The 20,826-nt window shown below is 73.3% G+C and carries 17 protein-coding genes; 16 read left to right on the forward strand and 1 reads right to left on the reverse strand.

Features of this window, described 5'->3' with window-relative positions; all coding sequences use genetic code 11:
• The first annotated feature begins 2 nt into the window (after positions 1-2).
• From AC1VWI_RS17340 to AC1VWI_RS17350, 3 genes are read left to right on the forward strand one after another with little or no spacing between them, the layout of a single operon-like run.
• Positions 3-542, forward strand: a complete 540-nt coding sequence (locus tag AC1VWI_RS17340) for a PadR family transcriptional regulator (RefSeq protein ID WP_499511918.1) — start codon at positions 3-5, stop codon at positions 540-542.
• Positions 539-1,249, forward strand: a complete 711-nt coding sequence (locus AC1VWI_RS17345) for an ABC transporter ATP-binding protein (RefSeq protein ID WP_499511919.1) — start codon at positions 539-541, stop codon at positions 1,247-1,249. The genes AC1VWI_RS17340 and AC1VWI_RS17345 overlap by 4 nt, the downstream gene beginning before the upstream one ends.
• The gene (locus AC1VWI_RS17350; RefSeq protein ID WP_499511920.1) at positions 1,246-2,634 is read left to right on the forward strand and encodes an FtsX-like permease family protein; all 1,389 of its coding nucleotides are present in this window, start codon (positions 1,246-1,248) and stop codon (positions 2,632-2,634) included. Before AC1VWI_RS17345 ends, AC1VWI_RS17350 begins: the two co-directional genes overlap by 4 nt.
• Before the next feature lie 102 nt (positions 2,635-2,736).
• Here the strand turns inward: AC1VWI_RS17350 and AC1VWI_RS17355 are convergent, their stop codons facing one another.
• Positions 2,737-3,273: an HNH endonuclease gene (locus AC1VWI_RS17355; protein ID WP_499511921.1), complete on the reverse strand. Its 537-nt coding sequence runs from the start codon at positions 3,271-3,273 to the stop codon at positions 2,737-2,739.
• 234 nt (positions 3,274-3,507) lie between these two features.
• On the opposite strand from AC1VWI_RS17355, the gene AC1VWI_RS17360 reads away from it, so the two are divergent.
• The 13 genes from AC1VWI_RS17360 (at position 3,508) to AC1VWI_RS17420 (ending at position 20,821) form a co-directional block, all read left to right on the forward strand.
• Positions 3,508-4,566: a mechanosensitive ion channel family protein gene (locus AC1VWI_RS17360; protein WP_499511922.1), complete on the forward strand. Its 1,059-nt coding sequence runs from the start codon at positions 3,508-3,510 to the stop codon at positions 4,564-4,566.
• 322 nt (positions 4,567-4,888) lie between these two features.
• A complete protein-coding gene (locus AC1VWI_RS17365; protein ID WP_499511923.1) occupies positions 4,889-6,055 on the forward strand; it encodes an ROK family transcriptional regulator in 1,167 nt (388 codons plus the stop codon).
• Positions 6,056-6,164: 109 nt separating this feature from the next.
• Positions 6,165-7,502: an ABC transporter substrate-binding protein gene (locus tag AC1VWI_RS17370; protein ID WP_499511924.1), complete on the forward strand. Its 1,338-nt coding sequence runs from the start codon at positions 6,165-6,167 to the stop codon at positions 7,500-7,502.
• On the forward strand, positions 7,502-8,449 hold the full coding sequence (locus AC1VWI_RS17375) for a carbohydrate ABC transporter permease (RefSeq protein WP_499511925.1): 948 nt from the start codon (positions 7,502-7,504) through the stop codon (positions 8,447-8,449). The genes AC1VWI_RS17370 and AC1VWI_RS17375 overlap by 1 nt, the downstream gene beginning before the upstream one ends.
• A 5-nt stretch (positions 8,450-8,454) precedes the next feature.
• Positions 8,455-9,360: a carbohydrate ABC transporter permease gene (locus tag AC1VWI_RS17380; RefSeq protein ID WP_499511926.1), complete on the forward strand. Its 906-nt coding sequence runs from the start codon at positions 8,455-8,457 to the stop codon at positions 9,358-9,360.
• Entirely contained in the window at positions 9,357-10,619 is a 1,263-nt protein-coding gene (locus AC1VWI_RS17385; RefSeq protein WP_499511927.1) for a 6-phospho-beta-glucosidase, read from the forward strand. Before AC1VWI_RS17380 ends, AC1VWI_RS17385 begins: the two co-directional genes overlap by 4 nt.
• On the forward strand, positions 10,610-11,626 hold the full coding sequence (locus AC1VWI_RS17390; protein WP_499511928.1) for an N-acetylglucosamine kinase: 1,017 nt from the start codon (positions 10,610-10,612) through the stop codon (positions 11,624-11,626). The genes AC1VWI_RS17385 and AC1VWI_RS17390 overlap by 10 nt, the downstream gene beginning before the upstream one ends.
• Before the next feature lie 229 nt (positions 11,627-11,855).
• A complete protein-coding gene (locus tag AC1VWI_RS17395; protein ID WP_499516837.1) occupies positions 11,856-13,244 on the forward strand; it encodes a GlnX family signal transduction membrane protein in 1,389 nt (462 codons plus the stop codon).
• A 17-nt stretch (positions 13,245-13,261) separates the two neighbouring features.
• Positions 13,262-14,284, forward strand: a complete 1,023-nt coding sequence (locus tag AC1VWI_RS17400) for a glutamate ABC transporter substrate-binding protein (RefSeq protein ID WP_499511929.1) — start codon at positions 13,262-13,264, stop codon at positions 14,282-14,284.
• 39 nt (positions 14,285-14,323) lie between these two features.
• Positions 14,324-15,610 carry a hypothetical protein gene (locus AC1VWI_RS17405; protein ID WP_499511930.1) on the forward strand — a complete coding sequence of 429 codons (1,287 nt, stop codon included), beginning with the start codon at positions 14,324-14,326 and terminating at the stop codon, positions 15,608-15,610.
• Positions 15,607-18,225 (forward strand): serine/threonine-protein kinase, encoded by a 2,619-nt coding sequence (locus AC1VWI_RS17410; protein WP_499511931.1) that lies wholly within the window; start codon positions 15,607-15,609, stop codon positions 18,223-18,225. The genes AC1VWI_RS17405 and AC1VWI_RS17410 overlap by 4 nt, the downstream gene beginning before the upstream one ends.
• A gap of 5 nt (positions 18,226-18,230) precedes the next feature.
• The gene (locus tag AC1VWI_RS17415; protein WP_499511932.1) at positions 18,231-19,418 is read left to right on the forward strand and encodes a protein phosphatase 2C domain-containing protein; all 1,188 of its coding nucleotides are present in this window, start codon (positions 18,231-18,233) and stop codon (positions 19,416-19,418) included.
• 53 nt (positions 19,419-19,471) lie between these two features.
• Positions 19,472-20,821, forward strand: coding sequence for a vWA domain-containing protein (locus tag AC1VWI_RS17420; protein ID WP_499511933.1), 1,350 nt, complete (start codon positions 19,472-19,474; stop codon positions 20,819-20,821).
• Positions 20,822-20,826 lie beyond the last annotated feature (5 nt).

A 20,826-nucleotide genomic window follows, 5' to 3' on the forward strand; every position in this document is an offset into this window, starting at 1 on the left:
GCATGAGCACCGGCAACGTCCTGCTGGGACTGCTCGCCGCCGGTCCCGGCCACGGCTACGACCTGAAGCGGCGGCACGACGAACGCTTCCCCCAGGCCCGCCCCCTCGCCTACGGCCAGGTCTACACGAGCCTGCAGCGCCTGGTGCGCGACGGCCTCGCCGAGGTCGACGCCACCGAGAGCGACGGCGGCCCGGAGCGCACCACCTACCGGCTCACCGAACAGGGCTCGCTGGCACTGCGGAGCTGGCTCGGGGAGCCCGTACCGCCCGCGCCCGTCAGCGCGGCCAACGAGATCTTCGCCAAGGTCACGGCGATCATGGCCTCCGGCCACGGCGACCCCGCCGCGTTCCTGCGCCTGCAGCGCGCCGCCCACCTCGCCCGGATGCGCGAGCTCACCGCGGTGAAGACCGCGCCCGGCGCCCCGCTGTCGGCCGTGCTCTCCGCCGACTACGCCCTCACCCATCTCGACGCCGACCTGCGCTGGATCGACAACGCCGCGCAGCGCCTCGGCGCCCTGGCCGAGGAGGTCACCTCAGCATGACCACACCCCTGATCGAGGCCCGCGGCCTCGTCAAGCGGTACGGCACCACCGACGCCCTGCGCGGCGCCTCGCTGCGCCTGCTGCCCGGGGAGGTCCTGGCCGTCACCGGCCCGAGCGGCAGCGGGAAGTCCACGCTGCTGCACTGCATGTCGGGCATCGTCCGGCCGGACGAGGGCGAGGTCCGGTACACGGGCGGCGTGGCCGGCGCGGAGCGGCTCGACCAGGCCGGGGAGACCCGCCGCTCCACGCTGCGGCGCACCGACTTCGGCGTCGTCTTCCAGTTCGGCCAACTGGTCGGCGAACTGACCGCCCTGGACAACGTGGCCCTGCCCCTGCTGCTGGCCGGGACCTCCCGCGCCGCCGCCCATGACCGTGCGGGCACCTGGCTGGAGCGCATCGGCGTGCGTGGTCAGGCCGCCCTGCGCCCGGGCGAGATGTCGGGCGGGCAGGCACAACGCGTCGCCCTGGCCCGTGCGATGGTCACCGGCCCGAAGGCGGTCTTCGCGGACGAGCCGACCGGGGCCCTGGACTCCCTCGCCGGTGAGCAGGTCATGACCGCCCTGGTCCACGCCGCCCGCGAGTCCGGTACCGCCGTGCTCCTGATCACGCACGACGCCCAGGTCGCGGCGTACGCGGACCGCGAGGCGACGGTGCGGGACGGCGTCGTCGAGTCGGAGGACGAGCCCGCCGCCGAGGTGACCCGGTGAGAGGGCTTCGGGGGGACGCCCTGCTGGCCTGGGCACTGCTGCGGGGCTCCCCGCGCAGCGAGTGGTGGCGCCTGGCCCTCACCGCGCTCGGCGCGGCCCTCGGCACGGGCTTCGCCCTGGCGGCCGCCGTCGTGGCCGTGATCGGCACCCGGTACGCGGACGGGACGCCCCGGTACACCAACGACCTGCTCAACCTCGCCGGGCTGCGGCCGGGCGTCGTCGCCGTGCTCCTGCTGCTCCTGGTCCCGGTGATCGCCTTCCTCGGCCAGTGCACCCGGATCGGCGCGCTGCGACGTGAGCACCGGCTGGCCGCGCTCCGCCTGTCCGGGGCCGCCCCCCGGCAGGTCCGGCGGATCGCCGCGCTGGAGGCGGGCGCCGCCGGCGTCCTGGGAGCGGTGGCCGGGCTGGTGGGCTTCCTCGCGCTGCGGGCCGTGCTCGCGGCGGTGCAGGACGACCGCAGGACACCGACCTGGCCCACCGACGTGCCGGTGCCGTGGCTTCCCGCCGCCCTGGTCGTCCTGGCGGTGCCGGTGCTGGCCACCCTGGAGGCACGGTTCGCCCTCCGCCGGTCGGCGCGCGACCCGCTGGGCGTGGTCGCGAAGCGACGGCCGCCGCGCGGCGGGGCGATCCGCTGGCTGCTGGGCCCGGTGGCGCTGCTCGCGGGGACCGCGCTGATGCTGGCGGGGACGCGGGTGGCGCTGAACCGTGCGCCGGCCGCAGTGGTCGTGCCGGCGTTCCTGGTCCTGTACGTCTACGGGCTCCTCCACAGCAGCGCGGGGCTGGCACTGCTCACCGGACGGCTCGCCGCCCGGTCGGGCCGTCCGGTGCTGCTGATCGCCGGGGAACGGCTGCGGAACGACCCCTGGGCCGCGGCCCGGGCCCACTCGGTGCTGATGCTCGCGGCGCTGGTGGGGGCGGGCTGGGTGGCCATGCGCCGGGTGACGGTGGACGGACTGCGCGCGGATCCGGGCTACAGCGCGGACGACCTGGCCTTCTACGTGGGCGGCTGGAACCTGGCGGGGCTCGCCGTCCTGATCGGCAGTGCGGTCACCGTGAGCGGCGTCGCGGTGGGCGTCGTGGAGTCGCTCATGTCCCGCCGCCGGACCCTGGCCGCCCTGGCCGCGGCGGGCACGCCCCGGAAGGTGCTGTGGCGCGCCACGCTGCTGGAGACGGCGCTGCCCCTCGTCCCGGCGCTGCTGCTCGGCGCCGGCTGCGGCCTGGCGCTCGTCCTCCCCGTCGTGCTCCACGACGGGCGGCGCGCTCTGCCGCTGCTGGAGCCGGCGCTGCTCACGGGCGGCCTGCTGGCCGCCGCCCTGCTGGCGACCGCCGCCTGCCTGCCGCTGCTGCGCCGCACCGTGCACCCGGCGCAGTTGCGGCACGAGTAGGGGGCGGGCGGGCGCGGGAAGGGGCCCCGGACCGGCACGGGGGTGCGGTCCGGGGCCCTGAGCCCGGTCCGGGACGGTTCAGGACAACACGAAGGCCCGGTCTCAGGCGGATATGCCGTCGATCCGGGCCATGGCGTCCTCCGCGCCGAATGGCTGCAGGTATGGCAGCCAGCGCGGGTCCCTATGCCCCGTCCCGATGATCCGCCAGGCGAGGCCGGACGGCGGGGCGGGCTGGTTGCGCATCCGCCAGCCGAGCTCGGCGACATGGCGGTCGGCCTTGAGGTGGTTGCACCGGCGGCATGCCGCGACCACGTTGTCCCACGTGTGCTGGCCTCCGCGGCTGCGCGGGATCACGTGGTCGACGCTGGTTGCGACGCCTCCGCAGTACGCGCACCGGCCGCCGTCCCGCGCGAACAGCGCCCGCCGGGTCAGGGGCACGGGGCCGCGAAAGGGGACTCGGACGAATTTGGTGAGCTTGACGACACTCGGAGCGGGGACAGTACAGGTCGCGCTGTGCATATAGGCGCCGGACTCCTCGAGGCACACGGCCTTCTTGTTCAGCACGAGGATGAGCGCGCGGCGGAGCGGTACGACGCCGAGCGGCTCGTACGACGCGTTGAGGACCAGGACATGCGGCACGGGTGCCTCCTTTTACGCCGGCGGCGCGTGGCTCGCGCCGGGACGATCTGCCCACAGTCTCTCCGGAAGCCCGGTCACGGCGCCACCATGACCGGGTAACGGAGCGAGGGTGTTTTCAACCACACCCCTTTTACATGCCCTGAATCACCGCACGTCGCGCTCGAACAACACAACGGGACACTTCGCCTCCCCCGTTAGTGTGGGAAGCCTGCCCAACCCCGGAGGTTTCCGCCCGTGTCCCCCTCGCCGTCCACCGTCACGACGATCGACGACGCCCAGAAGAGCGCGACCGACGCCGCCGACTACATCAGCCAGAACTGGGCGGACTGGCTCTCCGCCGGGCTGCGCATCCTGCTGATCCTGGTGATCGCGCTGGTGCTGAGGACCGTCGTCCGCCGCATGATCACCAAGTTCATCGAACGCATGAACCGCGGTGCCGAGGTCGCGGCGACGAGCGCACTGGGCGGGCTGCTGGTCAACGCCGAGCGGCGGCGGCAGCGCAGTGAGGCGATCGGCTCGGTGCTGCGCAGCGTGGCCTCGTTCGTGATCATGGGGACGGCGGCACTGACGGTGCTGTCCGTGCTGAAGATCAACCTGGCTCCGCTGCTGGCCAGCGCGGGTGTGGCAGGTGTGGCTATCGGCTTCGGCGCGCGGAACCTGGTGACCGACTTCCTCTCCGGGGTCTTCATGATCCTGGAGGACCAGTACGGCGTCGGCGACGTCATCGACGCAGGCGTCGCCAGCGGCACCGTGGTCGAGGTCGGACTGCGGGTGACCAAGCTGCGCGGCGACAACGGCGAGATCTGGTACATCCGCAACGGCGAGGTCAAGCGGATCGGCAACCTCAGCCAGGGCTGGGCGACGGCCGTGGTGGACGTCCAGGTCGGCTACGGGGAGGACCTGGACCGGGCCCGCACGGTGATCGAGGAGGCCGCCGCCGCCATGGCCAAGGACCAGCCGTGGGACGAGGTGCTCTGGGAGCCCGTCGAGGTGCTGGGCCTGGAGTCGGTGACCTCGGACTCGGTGCTGATCCAGGCGCAGGTCAAGACGATGCCGGGCAAGTCGGCGGCGGTCGCCCGGGAGCTGCGCTGGAGGATCAAGCGGGCCTTCGACGCGGCCGGGATCGCGATCGTCGGCGGAACCCCGCAGGCGGTGGAGGAGGCCGAGCCGGCCGACCCCTCGTCCGCCGTCGCCCCGCCGTCCGCACTGGCCAACCCCGCCTCCCCGCAGGCCCTGGCGGCCCAGCCGCTGGCCCCGGCGCCGGGGCCGTCCCAGCCGAGCACCGTCAAGTAGCGACACCGCCCACCAGGGGCGCCGGGCACCGCCCGGCGCCCCTTTTGCGTGCCGCGGTGCGGCCGGTAACGCTTTGGCGCCGACCTCGCGAACCGCCCTTGACGCTCCGGCCACGGGCGCCTACCTTGCCTTTCACCAACAGGAAAGTTTCCTAACTACCAACACCGGGCACACCAGCCCCCCTGACCCCACCCAGCCCATCAGCCCCGTGCCGTAGCCTGCGGCGCGAGCCGTCACGACGAGGGAGGACGAGACCGTGGCCGCTACCCCCGGAAGCCCAGGCACACCTGGCACCCCCGGCACACCGCGCGTACTGCGGGCGATGAACGACCGCGCCGCGCTCGACCTGCTCATCGAACACGGCCCGCTCTCCCGTACCCGGATCGGCAAGCTCACCGGCCTGTCGAAGCCCACCGCCTCCCAGTTGCTCGCCCGTCTCGAAGCGGCCGGGCTGGTCCTCGCCACCGGCACGACGGCCGGGCGCCCCGGGCCCAACGCCCAGCTGTACGCGGTCAACCCCGCGGCCGCGCACGTCGCCGGCCTCGACGTGACGACCGAGCGCATCCGCGCCGCCGTCGCCGACATCACCGGCCGGGTGACCGGCGTGTTCGAGCTCGCCGCCCCTGGCCGCGGCCGGCGCGGCCAGGGCGGCGCCGTCGAGCAGGTCGTCCAGGCCGTCGACGGCGCGGTGAAGGCGGCCGGGCTGCACCGCACCGACCTGCACCGGATCGTCGTCGGCACCCCCGGCGCCTTCGACCCCAGCACCGGCCGGCTGCGCTACGCCAGCCACCTCCCCGGCTGGCACTCCCCCACCCTCCTGGACGAGCTGGCCGCCGCCCTGCCCGTCCCCCTGGAGTACGACAACGACGTGAACCTCGCCGCCGTCGCCGAGCAACGGCTCGGCGCGGCCCGGGACCACGACGACTTCGTCCTGCTGTGGAACGAGGAGGGCATCGGCGCGGCCATCGTGATCGGCGGCCGGCTGCACCGCGGCTGGACCGGCGGCGCCGGCGAGGTCGGCTTCATGCCGGTGCCGGGGACCCCCCTGGTCCGGCACGTCGCCAAGGCCAACGCCGGCGGCTTCCAGGAACTGGCCGGCTGCAACGCGGTGCTGCGCATCGCGCGGGAACTGGGACTCACCGTGCCACGGGGCACCCAGGCCGAGGGCGCCTCGGCGCTGCTCGCCGCGGCGGCGGGGACCGGCGACGACGCGCACGCGGAGCTGCTGCGGCGCTTCGCCACCGGGCTCGCCATCGGGCTGGCCTCGCTGGTGACCGTCCTCGACCCCGGACTGATCGTCCTGGCCGGCGGGGTGATCGCCGCGGGCGGGGAGCCGCTGCGCTCCCTGGTCCAGTCCGAACTGGCCGACCTGGCCGTGCCCCGGCCCCGGCTGGTGCTCGGCGGCGTACCGAACGACCCCGTCCTGTCCGGGGCGCTGCAGAGCGCCCTCGCCACCACCCGCGACGAGGTGTTCGACACCTCGCGCTGAACGCACCGGCCCACCCACCCACCCGCACACGCAGCGGACGGACCCCCGCGGGTCCCTCCGCCGGTCTCGCACACCCTCGAACCGCCCGAAGTCCCCCGGAGGAAGCGAAGTGTCCGGTTCCACCAAGACGGCCGCGGCCGCCGTCGCAGCCGCCGCCGCGATAACCCTGCTGACGAGCGCGTGCACGGGCTCCGGCAACAACACCGCAGGCGACGACCCCAGCAAGGACGTGACCATCACCTTCTGGCACGGCTGGTCCGCGCCGAGCGAGGTGAAGTCGATCGACGCCAACGTCAAGGCGTTCGAGAAGGCCCACCCCAACATCCACGTCAAGGTGCAGGGCAACATCACCGACGACAAGATCAACCAGGCGCTGCGGGCCGGCGGCCCCAACGCCCCGGACGTCGTCTCCTCCTTCACCACCGACAACGTCGGCAAGTTCTGCTCGTCCAACGCCTTCGCCGACCTGGACCCGTTCCTGAAGAAGTCCGGCATCGACCCGGCCGCCACCTTCCCCAAGCCGATGCTGGAGTACACCCAGTTCGAGGGGAAGCGCTGCACGCTGCCGCTGCTCGGCGACGCCTACGGGCTGTACTACAACAAGGACGCCTTCAAGGCCGCCGGGATCACCTCCCCGCCGAAGACCCTCTCGGAGTTCAAGGCCGACGCGGTCAAGCTCACCAAGAGCAAGGGCGACTCCTACTCCCAGCTCGGATTCATGCCGAACTTCCACGGCTACGAGTCCACCACCACCCACCTGGCCGCGCAGTGGGGCGCGAAGTACTTCGACGCCGACGGCAAGTCCGGCGTCGCCAAGGACCCGGGCTTCGCGGCCATGTTCACCTGGCAGCAGGACATGGTGAAGGCGCTCGGCGGCTTCACGAAGCTGGAGAAGTACCGGTCGGGCTTCGGTGACGAGTGGGGCGCCAAGAACCCCTTCCACACCGGCCAGGTGGCCATGGCCATCGACGGCGAGTGGCGGGCCGGCATGGCCGCGGAGGCGGGCACGAAGTTCGAGATCGGCGTCGCCCCCTTCCCCGTGCCGGACCACCAGGCCGACACCTACGGCAAGGGCTACCTGTCGGGCACGATCATCGGCGTCGCCAACACCAGCGCCAAGAAGAACGCCGCCTGGGAGCTGGTGAAGTACATGACCACCGACACCCACGCGGTGGTGAGCTTCGCCAACGCCATCCACAACGTGCCCTCCACGCTGGCCGCGCTGAAGTCCCCGGAGCTGGACGCCGATCCCCTCTTCCGCACCTTCGTGGAGATCGCGCAGAACCCCAACAGCACCACCACCCCCGCCAGCGTCAACGGCGGCACCTACCAGCTGACGCTGCAGGACTTCGGCTACGCCTACGAGGCGGGCAAGCAGACCGACCTGGCCGCCGGCCTCAAGGGCGTCGACGAGCAGGTCGACAAGGACATCGCGCAGGCCCGCTGATGAGCACCGTCCACCCGATGCTGAGGGCGAAGCGCCGCCGCGAGGCGCTTCGCACCCTCGCCTTCCTCTCGCCCTGGTTGATCGGCTTCAGCGTCTTCTTCGCCTACCCGCTGGTCTCGACCGTCTACTTCTCCTTCATGAAGTACGACGGCTTCACCGCCCCCACCTGGAACGGCCTCAAGAACTGGTCGTACGTCTTCAACGACTACCCGTTCTTCTGGCCGGCGCTGCGCAACACCCTGTGGCTGGTCGTCGTCATGGTCAGCCTGCGGGTCGTGTTCGGGCTCGGGATCGGGCTGCTGATCACGAAGATCAAGACGGGCGCGGGGCTGTTCCGCACCGCCTTCTACCTGCCCTACCTGGCCCCGCCGGTGGCCGCGACCATGGCCTTCGCCTTCCTGCTCAACCCCGGCACCGGGCCGGTCAACCACCTGCTGGGCAGCGTCGGGCTGCCGACGCCCGGCTGGTTCAACGACCCGTCCTGGTCCAAGCCCGCCCTCACGCTGCTGGCCCTGTGGGGCATCGGCGACCTCATGGTCATCTTCATGGCGGCGCTGCTCGACGTGCCCAAGGAGCAGTACGAGGCCGCCGAGCTGGACGGCGCCGGCCCCTGGTCGCGGTTCCGCTACGTCACGCTGCCGAACATCTCGCCCATCGTGATCTTCGCCGTCGTGACCGGGGTGATCCAGACGATGCAGTACTACACACAGCCCCTGGTCGCCGGGAAGGTCGCCAGCGGCATCATCGGCGGCTCCGGCCAGCAGTTCGAACCCGGCTACCCGGAGAAGTCCACGCTGACCCTGCCGCAACTGGTCTACAACCTCGGCTTCCAGCGCTTCGACACCGGCTCGGCCTGTGTGATCGCCCTCGTGCTCTTCGCGCTCTCCATGGCCTTCACCGCGCTCCTGATGCGCCGCCGCAGCGGCTTCCTGACGGCGGAGGACTGACACCCATGACGACCCACGCGACCCTCGCCCCCTCGGCCCCGGCGTCCGCCACCGGACTCCCCTCCGGTGCGCGGCGCACCGCGGCCCGCAAGGCGGCGCTGCACTGGATCGCGGTGCACGCCCTCGGCATCGCGGCCGCGCTCTTCTTCGTCCTGCCGTTCGTCTTCGTCTTCCTCACCGCGGTGATGAGCGACAACCAGGCCCTCACCCGCGACCTGTGGCCCAGGACCTGGGAGTGGGGCAACTTCGGCACCGTCTGGGACGCCCCGGGCTTCCTCACCTGGTGGCGCAACACCCTGCTGTACGCGGGCCTCGGAACCGTGCTGACCGTCGTCTCCAGCACGCCGGTCGCCTACGCGCTGGCCAAGTTCCGCTTCCGCGGGCGGAATCTGTCGATGATGCTCGTGATCTCCACGATGATGCTGCCCCCGCAGGTCGTCGTCGTGCCCATGTACCTGTTCTGGGCGAAGCAGCTGCACCTGTCGGGCACGCTGTGGCCGCTGATCATCCCGATGGCCTTCGGCGACGCGTTCACCATCTTCCTGCTGCGGCAGTTCCTGCTCACCATCCCCAAGGAGTACACGGACGCGGCGAAGGTCGACGGCTGCGGCGAACTGCGCACGATGCTGCGCGTCGTGCTCCCGATGGCCAAGCCCGCCATCGCCGCGGTGGCGCTGTTCCAGTTCTTCTACTGCTGGAACGATTACTTCGGCCCGCAGATCTACGCGAGCGAGAACCCGGCCGCCTGGACCCTGAGCTACGGCCTGGAGTCCTTCAAGGGCGCCCACCACACCAACTGGAACCTGACGATGGCCGCCACGGTGCTGGTCATGGCACCCGTGATCGTCGTCTTCTTCTTCGCACAAAGGGCCTTCATCGAAGGCGTGACGTTGACGGGAGTCAAAGGATGAAGCTGGCGGTCGTGGGCGGCGGGTCCACGTACACCCCGGAACTCATCGACGGTTTCGCCCGGTTGCGGGAGACCCTGCCGGTCGAGGAGCTGGTCCTGGTCGACCCCGCCGAGGACCGGCTGCGGCTGGTCGGCGGGCTCGCCCGGCGGATCTTCGCCAGGCAGGGCCACCCCGGCACCGTGACCACCACCTCGGACCTGGACGCGGGCGTGGCCGGGGCCGACGCCGTGCTGCTGCAACTGCGCGTGGGCGGCCAGGCCGCCCGGGCGCAGGACGAGGCGTGGCCGCTGGAGTGCGGCTGCGTCGGCCAGGAGACCACCGGCGCGGGCGGGCTGGCCAAGGCGCTGCGCACGGTGCCGGTGGTGCTGGACATCGCCGAGCGGGTCCGCCGGGCGGCCCCCGGTGCCTGGATCATCGACTTCACCAACCCGGTCGGCATCGTCACCCGCGCCCTGCTGCAGGCCGGTCACAAGGCCGTCGGACTGTGCAACGTCGCCATCGGCTTCCAGCGGAAGTTCGCCGGGCTGCTCGGCGTGGCGCCCGAGGACGTCCACCTGGACCACGTGGGTCTCAACCACCTCACCTGGGAACGCGGCGTCCGGCTCGGCGGCCCCGCCGGCGAGGACGTCCTGCCGAAGCTGCTCGCCGAGCACGCCGACGCCATCGCCGCCGACCTCCACCTGCCCCGCCCGGTGCTGGACCGGCTGGGCGTGGTGCCCTCGTACTACCTGCGCTACTACTACGCCCACGACGAGGTCGTGCGGGAGATGCGGACCAAGCCGTCCCGGGCCGCCGAGGTGGCCGCCATCGAGGCGGAACTGCTGGGGATGTACGGGGACGAGACCCTCGACGAGAAGCCGGAGCTGCTCTCCCGGCGCGGGGGGGCCTACTACTCCGAGGCCGCCGTGGCCCTGGCCTCCTCCCTCCTGCGGGACACCGGCGACGTCCAGGTCGTCAACACCCTCAACAACGGCACCCTCCCCTTCCTCCCCGACGACGCCGTCATCGAGGTCCCGGCCACCGTGGACGCGCACGGGACGCACCCGCTGCCCGTCCCGCCCCTGGACCCGCTGTACGCCGGTCTGGTCGCGAACGTCACCGCCTACGAGGACCTGGCGCTGACCGCCGCCGTGCACGGCGGACGCGACCGGGTCTTCAAAGCCCTGCTCTCGCACCCGCTGGTCGGCCAGTACGAGTACGCCGAGGCCCTGACCGACCGTCTGATCGCGCACAACCGGGAGCACCTCGCGTGGGCCTGAACCCTCTCGTCGTCGACGGGGTGCTCGCCGTCGACGCGGGCAACAGCAAGACCGACGTCGCCCTCGTCGCCGCCGACGGGACGGTGCTGGGCACCGCCCGCGGCGGCGGGTTCCAGCCGCAGATCGTCGGCACCGAGGCGGCGGTCGAGGTGATCGCGCGCATCGTCGAGCGGGCCGCCGACGCCGCCGGCCTCGCCCCGCGACCCGGGGAACCGCTGGTGCGGCACGTCTCCGCGTGCCTGGCCAACGCCGACCTGCCCGTGGAGGAGCAGCTGCTCGAACGCGCCGTCCACGCCCAAGGCTGGGGCGGGACCACCCGTGTCGCCAACGACACCTTCGCCCTCCTGCGTGCGGGCGTCGACGGGCCGCGCGGGGTCGCCGTGGTGTGCGGCGCCGGCATCAACTGCGCGGGCATGCTCCCGGACGGGCGCACGGCCCGCTTCCCGGCCATCGGCCACCTGTCCGGCGACTGGGGCGGCGGGGCGGGCCTGGCCGACGAGGCCCTGTGGTGGGCGGCGCGCGCCGAGGACGGCCGCGGCGGCGCCACCGCGCTCGCCGCCGCGCTCCCCGGGCACTTCGGGCTGACCTCGATGCACGCCCTGATCGAGGCCCTGCACCTGGGCCACCTCGCGATCTCCCGCAAGCACGAGCTGACCCCCGTCCTCTTCGCGACCGCGCAGGCCGGCGACCCGGTCGCCCGGGCCATCGTGGAGCGGCAGGCCGAGGAGATCGTGGTCATGGCCACGGTCGCGCTGCGCCGGCTCGACCTGCTCGACGAGGAGGCCGACGTCGTCCTCGGCGGCGGAGTGCTGGCCGCCCGCCACCCCTTGCTGATGGACTCCGTGACCTCCCTGCTGGCCGCCGCGGCGCCCAAGGCCGTCCCCAAGGTGGTGACCTCCCCGCCGGTGTTGGGCGCCGCCCTGCTGGGCCTGGACGCCACCGGCGCGGCGGCGCAGGCGCACGCCCGGCTGCGGGCGCACTACGCATCGCTGGGCTCCGTGTCATAACCGGCGCGCACGCCGGGGGAACCGAACGCACCCCCCGTGCGTGGTGAGCTGCGAGGGGGCGGCGCGCGAGGGGACCAGGCGGGCGGCGGACGGGCTGTACGGACGGCAAGATCCACGCAATCCCTGGGTGGATGCCGGTGACGACGGCCATACTGCTGGTCATGGGCTCGTCGCGCGTACGCGCGGGCGAACGGGTCGGGGGGAGGGCCGGCAGGTGACACAGACGCCGATGGAGACGAAGTCGCCGACCGTGCGGGCGGACACGCCCGCACCCGGCGGCAGGCGACCACGGGCATGGGTGGAGCAACTACGCGTGTGGCGCGCCGCGGCCACCACGGAACCGGGACGGCTGCGGATCATCGGGGCGCTGCTGGCCCTGCTGGTCGTCGCCTTCGGCGCGGTGACGGCGTGGCAGATCACCGATCGCGCCGCCGCGGCCGACGACGTGATCCACCACAGCGAGCCGCTGAGCGCCCGGGCCGCGGACATCTACCGCTCGCTCGCCGACGCGGACGCCACCGCCGCCGGCGGCTTCCTCGCCGGCGGCGACGACCCCGCGCAGGACCGCGAGCGGTACACCCGGGACATCGAGATCGCCTCGCGGAACATCGCCGACGCCGCGGCCAGTTCCGAGGACTCCGCCCAGGCGCAGGCCCGCCTGGAGCGGCTGAACCAGCGGCTGTCGGTCTACACCGGCCTGGTCGAACGGGCCCGCGCCAACAACCGCCAGGGCTTCCCGGTCGGCGGGGCGTACCTGCGGCGCGCCAACAAGATGATGAGCGAGGAGATCCTCCCGGACGCCAAGCAGCTGTGGACGATCGAGACCGCACGGCTGGGCGAGGACTACCAGGACGCCAAGGCCCTGCCGCTGGCCGCCTGGGGCCTCGGCCTCGTCGCGCTGGGCGCGCTGGTATGGGTGCAGCGGCGCTCCTACCGGCGGACCCACCGGGTGTTCAACCCGGGCATGCTCGCCGGCACGGTGGCCACCGCCGTGGTGCTGCTGTGGCTGGTCGCCGGGCACGGCGTCGCCCGTGCCCAGCTGGACGACTCCTACGCGCACGGCGCGCGCTCGCTGCAGGTCCTCAACGAGGCCCGGATCCAGACCCTGCAGGCCCGAGGCAACGAGAACCTGACGCTCGTGGCCCGCGGCGGCGGGGACGCCTACAGCACGGCGTACGACAAGCAACTGCAGGGCCTGGCGGGCACGGACGCCGACGGGCGGACGGGCCTGCTGGCACGGGCGCTCGCCCTCGCCGACGACGACCAGGGCCGCAAGAGCATCACGTCCGCGATGGAGGCCGCGAAGGCCTGGTGGGGACTGCACGGCGAGGCCCGCGAGAAGGACGACGCGGGCAACTACCTGGACGCCGTGGCCCAGACGATCGGCGGCACGTACGAGAACGGGCAACGGCCCGAGCAGTTCACCGGCTTCTGCTTCGACGAGGTCGACAACAAACTAGCCGACGCCGTCGACCACGAGCAGCAGGAGTTCGAACGGGCGGCCGCCGACGGGCGCGGCGCGCTGGACGGGCTGGTGGCGGGTGCCGCGCTGCTGGCGGTGCTCGGCGCCGCGGGCGCGGTGCTCGGCATCGGGCGCCGGCTGTCGGAGTACCGGTGAGCGGGGGGAGGCGGCTGATGGGACGCCAGGAGCGTGGACGGCGCGTGCGGGGCTGGGCGGCCGTGGTCTCGGCGGCCGCGTTGTGCGCGGCCGCGGCCGCCGGCGCCGTGCTGCCGCTGCAGGACGGCAGGTTCGGGGACGGGGGCCGGGACCGGCCCGAGGCACGGACGGCGGCCACCGGGTCGCCGGCCGCCGCGCCGGGGAAGGCCACGGCCGACGACTGCGGCGGCCACCCGGAGGCGAGTCTGCGGCCGTCCTCCGCGAGCGGACCGGCGATCGAACGGATCAAGAAGCGCGGCAAACTGGTCATCGGCGTCGACCAGAACGGCTACCGCTGGAGCTACCGCGACCCGGTCTCCCGGAAGATCGTCGGCTTCGACATCGACCTGGCCAAGGCCATCGCCAAGGACATCCTCGGCAGCGAGGACGCCATCCTCTACAAGACCGTGCCGACCGCCAAGCGCTTCGACGCCGTCAACAACCGTGACGTGGACCTGCTGGTGCGCACCGTGAGCATCACCTGCGAACGGATCAAGGAGAAGCACATCGCCTTCTCCACCGCCTACTTCGAGGCGGGGCAGCAACTGCTGGTCCCCCGCCAGGGGTCCACCATCAAGGGGTTCGACTCCTCCGTGAAGGGGAAACGGATCTGCGTCGCCCAGGGGAGCACCGGGCAGGCCGAGCTGGAGAAGGAGAAGGAGCGGCTGCAGCCCCGCGTCCTGCTCGTGGCGAACCAGCTGGACTGCCTGGTGATGCTGCAACTCGGCGAGGCGGACGCCGTCTTCACCGACAACGCGCTGGCCGCCGGCCAGGCCGCCCAGGACCCGGCGGTGCGGCTGGTGGGCACCCCGGTCACCACCGAGTACTACGGCGTGGCGATGAACGAGAAGGACACCGACCTGGTGCGCCGGGTCAACAGGGTGCTGGAGGACTACCGCAGCGGTGGCCCGGACAGTCCTTGGATGCAGGCGTACCGTACCTGGCTGGAGGCGGACCTTCCCGGCATCGAGGGGCCGCCGGAACCGCTCTACAAGGACTGACGCGAAGCACGGGGACCGGCGGGAGAGAAGGAAGGTGCGATGGCGGTCGCGGGACCATCCGGACCGGCGATGAGCCGTGAGGACGCCGACCGTGCCCTGGCACGGCTCGGTGACGAGCGGGACGCGATCGAGGCGTCCCTGCTCGCGCTGCAGGACCACTCCGGCCGCAGGCTGCTGGAGGGCGCGGCGCTGAGCGGTGCCACCAAGGAGCGCTGGGCCGCGGCCGAGCAGGCCGTCGCCCTGCTGTGGGCGCACTTCGACACGTACACGGAGGCCCTCGTCACCGCCCGGGCCCTGCGCGGCCGGCGCCGCTGGCCCACCCAGAGCGAACTGCGGGAACTGACCGAGCTGCTGCGCGGCTCCGGCGTCACCGTCTCCGGCGGCGCCGTGCCGGAGGCGGCGCGGGGCCTGACGGGTCCGGCCCGGCTGAGCGAACGGGTCAGCCTGGAGCAGCTGCTGGCGCGGATGAACGAGTGGTACGCGCAGGTGATGGACGTGGTGTCCGCCGCCGACGCGGTGTGGTCGGCGCTGCCTGCGCGCATCGACCTGCTGATCGCGGAGGCGCAGCGGGTCCGTTCGCTCGCCGAGTCCGTCGGGGTGCGCCCCGGCACCCACCCCTCGGGCGACGACCTGGCGGGGATGCTGGACTCGCTGGCGGCGCTGCGCGCCGAGGTGCTCTCCGACCCGCTCGCCTTCTGGTCCGGCGGCCGGCCCGACACCGGGCGCTACGACCGGGCCGGGCGGACCCTGGAGGACATACGGCGAGAGGTCGAGGCCGTGCTGCACGTCCGCGACGACGCTGATCACCGGCTGATGCGGCTGCGGGACGTCCTGTCGCGCGCCGACCGCACCCTCACCGAGGCGCGCAGCGCCCGGGTCGAGGTGCTCGCCAAGATCGCGGCCTCGGAGGTGCCCGCGGTGAGCGGGGCACCGGTCGCGCTGCACGATCAGCTCTCCGCCGCGGTCGACTTCCGCAGGACCGGCCAGTGGCACCGTCTCTCCCCGCTGCTGGACGGCCTCGAACAGCGCGCGGACGACGAACTGCTGCGCGCCCGCGAGTCGCTGACCGCGGTCACCGCGCCGCTGGCCGTCCGCGCCGAGCTCCGCGGCCGCCTCGACGCGTACCGGGCGAAGGTGGCGCGTCACGGAATGGCGGAGGACCCGCTCCTGATGGAGCGGTACGACCACGCACGGCGTCTCCTGTGGAGCGCGCCGTGCGACCTGCGCGCCGCGGAGCACGCGGTGCTGCGCTATCAGCAGGCCGTTGCCGAGCTGCTGGTGCCGGGGCAGGCGGGACCTGCCGACCACAGGGGGGATGCACGATGAACTGCCAGCGTCCGGGCTGCGACGGGACGATCGAGGACGTCGGCGGCGGTGAGCTGTTCTGCGACACGTGCGGGCTGGCGCCGCTCGCCGCGGCGGCGGGCACGGCCGCCGGTCCGGGCGGGGGCGGGGGCTCGTCGAAGCCGTCGCAGCCGTCACGGGCCGCGGGGACCGGACCGGGTTCCGGAGCCTCCTCGCGCTCGTCGCGGACCTCGGGCTCGTCCCGCTCCTCGCGCCGTTCGGTGTCGGGACGGCTGTCCCGTTCGCTCAGCGGCACCACGAGCGGTGCCGCCTCCGTCTCCGTGCGCAGTTCGCGCTCCGGCTCCAGCGGGCCGACCCGCGGCAAGCTGGGCGCCGGCCTGGTGACCGTACCGCCCATCCCCCGGCCGGACCCGGCCGCCGCGGTGCTGCACGACCCGCAGGTCCCCGAGCGGAAGCGGTTCTGCAGCAAGGGCGACTGCGGGGCGCCGGTCGGGCGCAGCCGCGGCGACCGGGCCGGGCGCACCGAGGGATTCTGCACCAAGTGCGGTCACCCGTACTCGTTCACGCCCAAGCTGCGGGCGGGCGACGTGGTGCACGGCCAGTACGAGGTCGTGGGCTGCCTGGCGCACGGCGGCCTGGGCTGGATCTACCTGGCCGTGGACCGGGCGGTCAGCGACCGCTGGGTGGTGCTCAAGGGCCTGCTCGACACCGGTGACGAGGACGCGCTGGCCGCGGCGGTCTCCGAGCGCCGCTTCCTCGCCGAGATCGAGCATCCCAACATCGTGCGGATCTACAACTTCGTCGAGCACCTCGACCCGCGGGGCGGCACCCTCGACGGCTACATCGTCATGGAGTACGTCGGCGGGAAGTCCCTCAAGGAGATCGCCAACGAGCGCCGCAGCGCCGACGGAAGACGCGAGCCGCTCCCCGTCGACCAGGCCATCGCCTACGCGATCGAGGCGCTGGACGCCCTCGGCCACCTGCACAGCCGCAACCTGCTCTACTGCGACTTCAAGGTCGACAACGCCATCCAGACCGAGGACCGGCTGGAACTCATCGACATGGGCGCCGTCCGCAGGATGGACGACCAGGACAGCCCGATCTACGGGACGGTCGGCTACCAGGCCCCCGAGGTGCCCGAGGTCGGCCCGTCCGTCGCCTCGGACCTGTACACGGTGGCGCGGACGCTGGCCGTGCTCACCTTCGACTTCCAGGGCTACACGAACGTGTTCGCGGACAGCCTGCCGGACCCGGACGGCATCGAGGTCTTCTCCCGCTACGAGTCCTTCTACCGGCTGCTGGTCCGTGCCACCGACCCCGACCCGGGCCGGCGCTTCGCCTCGGCGGAGGAGATGAGCGAGCAGCTGCTGGGCGTGCTGCGCGAGGTCGTCGCGCTCGGCACCGGCAAGCCGCGGCCCGCGCTGTCCACCCTGTTCGGTCCGGAACTGCGAGTGGTCGACACCGAGTTGCTGGCGGCCGCCGAGGACGCCTCCACCCTGGGCGACCGCGGCGCGAACGGCGACCGCAGGGGCGCCGTGCCCGCCCTGCCCGCCGCGACGGCCGCCGCTCCTGCCCTGCCCCCGTCGCCGGCACCGGTGCCCGGCCCCGGCGGGTACGCCGCGACCGTGCCGGGCACCCCGTTCACCGTGCCCGCCCAGCGGACCGCCCCGCCGGCCCTGGCGGCCGGGCCCGCCGTCTCGTCGCTCGACGTACGGGCCGCGGCGCTCTCGCTGCCCGTTCCGCACGTCGACCCCGCCGACCCCAACGCCGGTTTCCTGGCCGGACTCGCGGCCGCCGCGCCGTCCGAGCTGGTGGCCGCGCTGCAGGCGGCGCCGGTGCGGTCCCCGGAGCTGAGGCTGCGCACCGTACGCGCCCGGCTCGACAACGACGACGCGCCCGCGGCCGTCGAGGAGTTGCGCAGACTGCAGGAGGAGCATCCCGACGACTGGCGCGTGGTGTGGCACCGCGGTCTGGCCGCGCTCGTCACCCGTGACGACGGCACCGCCGCGCTGTCCTTCGACGCGGTCTACGACGCCTTCCCCGGCGAGCCCGCCCCGAAGCTGGCGCTCGGCGTCTGCGCCGAGCTGCTGGGCCAGCTGGACAACGCCGCCGAGTACTACCGGCTGGTGTGGACCACCGACCAGAGCTACGTGAGCGCGGCCTTCGGCCTGGCCCGCGTCCGGCTCGCCGCGGGCGACCGGGCGGGGGCGGTGGACGCCCTGGAGTCGGTCCCCGAGTCCTCGATCCACTACACGGCCGCGCGGGTGGCGGCCGTCCGCGCGCGGCTGCGCGGACGCGCCCCGCAGGAGCCGCTCCTGGACGACCTGCGCGCCGCGGCCCGGCAGGTCGAGGACCTGCAACGGCTCGGTCTTGACACGCGGTTGCGCGAGCAGCTGTCCACCGAGGTGCTGGGCAGCGCGCTGGACTGGGTGCTGGCCGGGCAGCAGGGCGCGGCCGGCGTCCCGTCCGCCGGATCCGCCACGCCCGGGCTCCTGGGCCGGGACCTGGACGAACGGGGGCTGCGCTTCGGCCTGGAACACTCGTACCGGGTACTGGCCCGGCTCGCCGACCAGGGCCGCACAAGGATCGATCTGGTGGAGCGGGCCAACCGCCTCCGCCCCCGGACGTGGGTGTAACCGCCATGCCGCACGAGACCGTTTGCCCGGAGTGCAGCGAGCCTCTGGAACCCGACGACAAGTTCTGCGGCGTCTGCGGCGCCGACCTGTCCGCGCCCCGGCAACCGGACGCGTACGAACTGGCGCCGCCCGACCCCGCCGCCGCCCCCGGACCGCCGGGCGGTGAGCCGGAGTCGTACGAGCTGGCCCCGCCGGGGAGGGACACCGACACCCTCGCCTTCGGCCTGGGCACCGCCGACCTGCCCCGGGCGCGGATCACCGACCCGCGGCTGGACCCGTCCCCGGGCGGGACGTCCGCGGCCTCGCCGCGGTGCGTCGCCTGCGGCATGGGCGACGTCGACGGGGACGGCTACTGCGAGCACTGCGGGCACGCGCAGCCCCGGCCCCGCGACCACCAGGAGCAGGAGTGCGACGGCGTGGCCGCCGTGACCGACCGGGGCTTGCGGCACCACCGCAACGAGGACGCCTTCGCGCTGGCGACGACCGCGCTGCCCGACGGCACGCCCGCCGTCGTCGCCGTGGTGTGCGACGGGGTGTCCTCCGCGTACCGTCCCGACGACGCCTCGGAGACCGCCGCGGGCACCGCGAGCACCTCTCTCGTGCGGGCCCTCTCCCGCGGCACCCATCCCGAGGAGGCGATGCGCGACGCGCTGCTCGTCGCCGCCCAGGCGGTGACGGACCTGGCGGCCGAGACCCCCGAGGAGGAGGCCCGGCGCCACCACAACGCGCCCGCGTGCACCTGCGTCAGCGCGATCACCTCCGGCAAGACCTTCACCGTGGGCTGGATCGGGGACAGCCGTGCCTACTGGATCCCCGACGACCGCTCCGCCCCCGCCTCCCGGCTCACCGAGGACGACTCGTGGGCCGAACGTATGGTGGCGATGGGCCTGATGACCCAGGCCGAGGCGTACGCGGACGAGCGGGCCCACGCCATCACCGGCTGGCTCGGCGCGGACGCCGTGGAACTGGACCCGCACACCGCTTCCTTCGAACCGGACGAACCGGGTGTAGTGGTGGTGTGCACCGACGGACTGTGGAACTACGCGGAGTCGGCCGCGGAGCTGGCCTCCGTGGTGCCCGAGGACGCCCGCACCCGGCCGCTGGCTTGCGCCCGCACGCTGGTCGGGGTCGCCATCGACGGTGGCGGCCACGACAACATCACCGTCGCCGTGCTGCCGTTCCCGGCCGCGTGACCTCTCCCTGATGCTCTCTTCCGAAGGTTGAACAAGCGCAAGGAGCGCACCCGATGGCCAACTTCTCCAAGTCGAACGTGCCGCAGTTCTCCGTCGACATCTACCAGAACGAGTTCCTCCCGGAGGGCGGGCGCGAGGTCAACGCGATCGTCACCGTGACCTCGACAGGCGGCGGCACCACCGGCGGGCTGCCGCTGGCCACCCACGCGCCCGGCGACGTGCCGGGCTCCGCGCCCGGTGCGGCCGTGGTGATCATGGTGGACTGCTCGGGCTCCATGGACTACCCGCCGACCAAGATGCGCAGCGCCCGCGAGGCGACCGCCGCCGCCATCGACACCATCCGCGACGGCGTCGCCTTCGCCGTGGTCGCCGGCACCCACCAGGCCAAGGAGGTCTACCCGGCGAACGGCGGTCTGGCCGTCGCCGACCCGGCCACCCGGCACCAGGCCAAGGAGGCGCTGCGCCGCCTCAGTTCGGGCGGCGGCACCGCGATCGGCACCTGGCTGCGGCTGGCCGACCGGCTGCTGGCCACCTCCGACGTGTCGATACGGCACGGCATCCTGCTCACCGACGGCCGCAACGAGCACGAGAAGCCGGAGGTGCTGCGTGCCGCGCTGGACGCCTGCGCGGGCCGCTTCACCTGCGACGCGCGTGGCGTCGGCACCGACTGGGAGGTCAAGGAGCTGACCGGGATCGCCTCCGCGCTGCTCGGCACGGTGGACATCGTCGCCGACCCGTCCGGGCTCGAGGCGGACTTCCGGCAGATGATGGAGGCCGCGATGGGCAAGGAGGTCGCGGACGTGGCCCTGCGCCTGTGGACCCCGCAGGGCGCGGAGATCCGGTACGTCAAGCAGGTCGCACCGACGGTGGAGGACCTCACCGCCCGCCGCACCGAGGCCGGTCCGCGCGCGGGCGACTACCCGACGGGCTCCTGGGGCGACGAGTCGCGCGACTACCACGTCAACGTGGTGGTGCCGGCGGCCGGCGTCGGCCAGGAGATGCTCGCGGCCCGGATCTCCCTCGTCCTGCCCCAGCCGGACGGCACCACGCGCGTGCTCGGCCAGGGGCTGGTGCGTGCGGTGTGGACGGACGACATGGCGGCCTCGACGCGGATCAACCCGCAGGTCGCCCACTACACCGGGCAGGCGGAGCTGGCCCAGGTCATCCAGCAGGGCCTGGAGGCCCGCAAGCAGGGCGACCTCGACTCAGCGACCGCCAAGCTCGGCCGGGCGGTGCAGCTGGCCAGCGACTCCGGCAACGAGGACACCGCCAAGCTGCTGGCCAAGGTCGTGGACGTGGTGGACGCGGCGACGGGTACTGTGCGGCTGAAGGCCCGGGTCGCCGACGCGGACGAGATGACCCTCGAGACACGTTCGACGAAGACCGTCCGCGTGAAGAAATAGAGCAG

The organism is Streptomyces sp. TOM-9 (assembly GCF_056858595.1).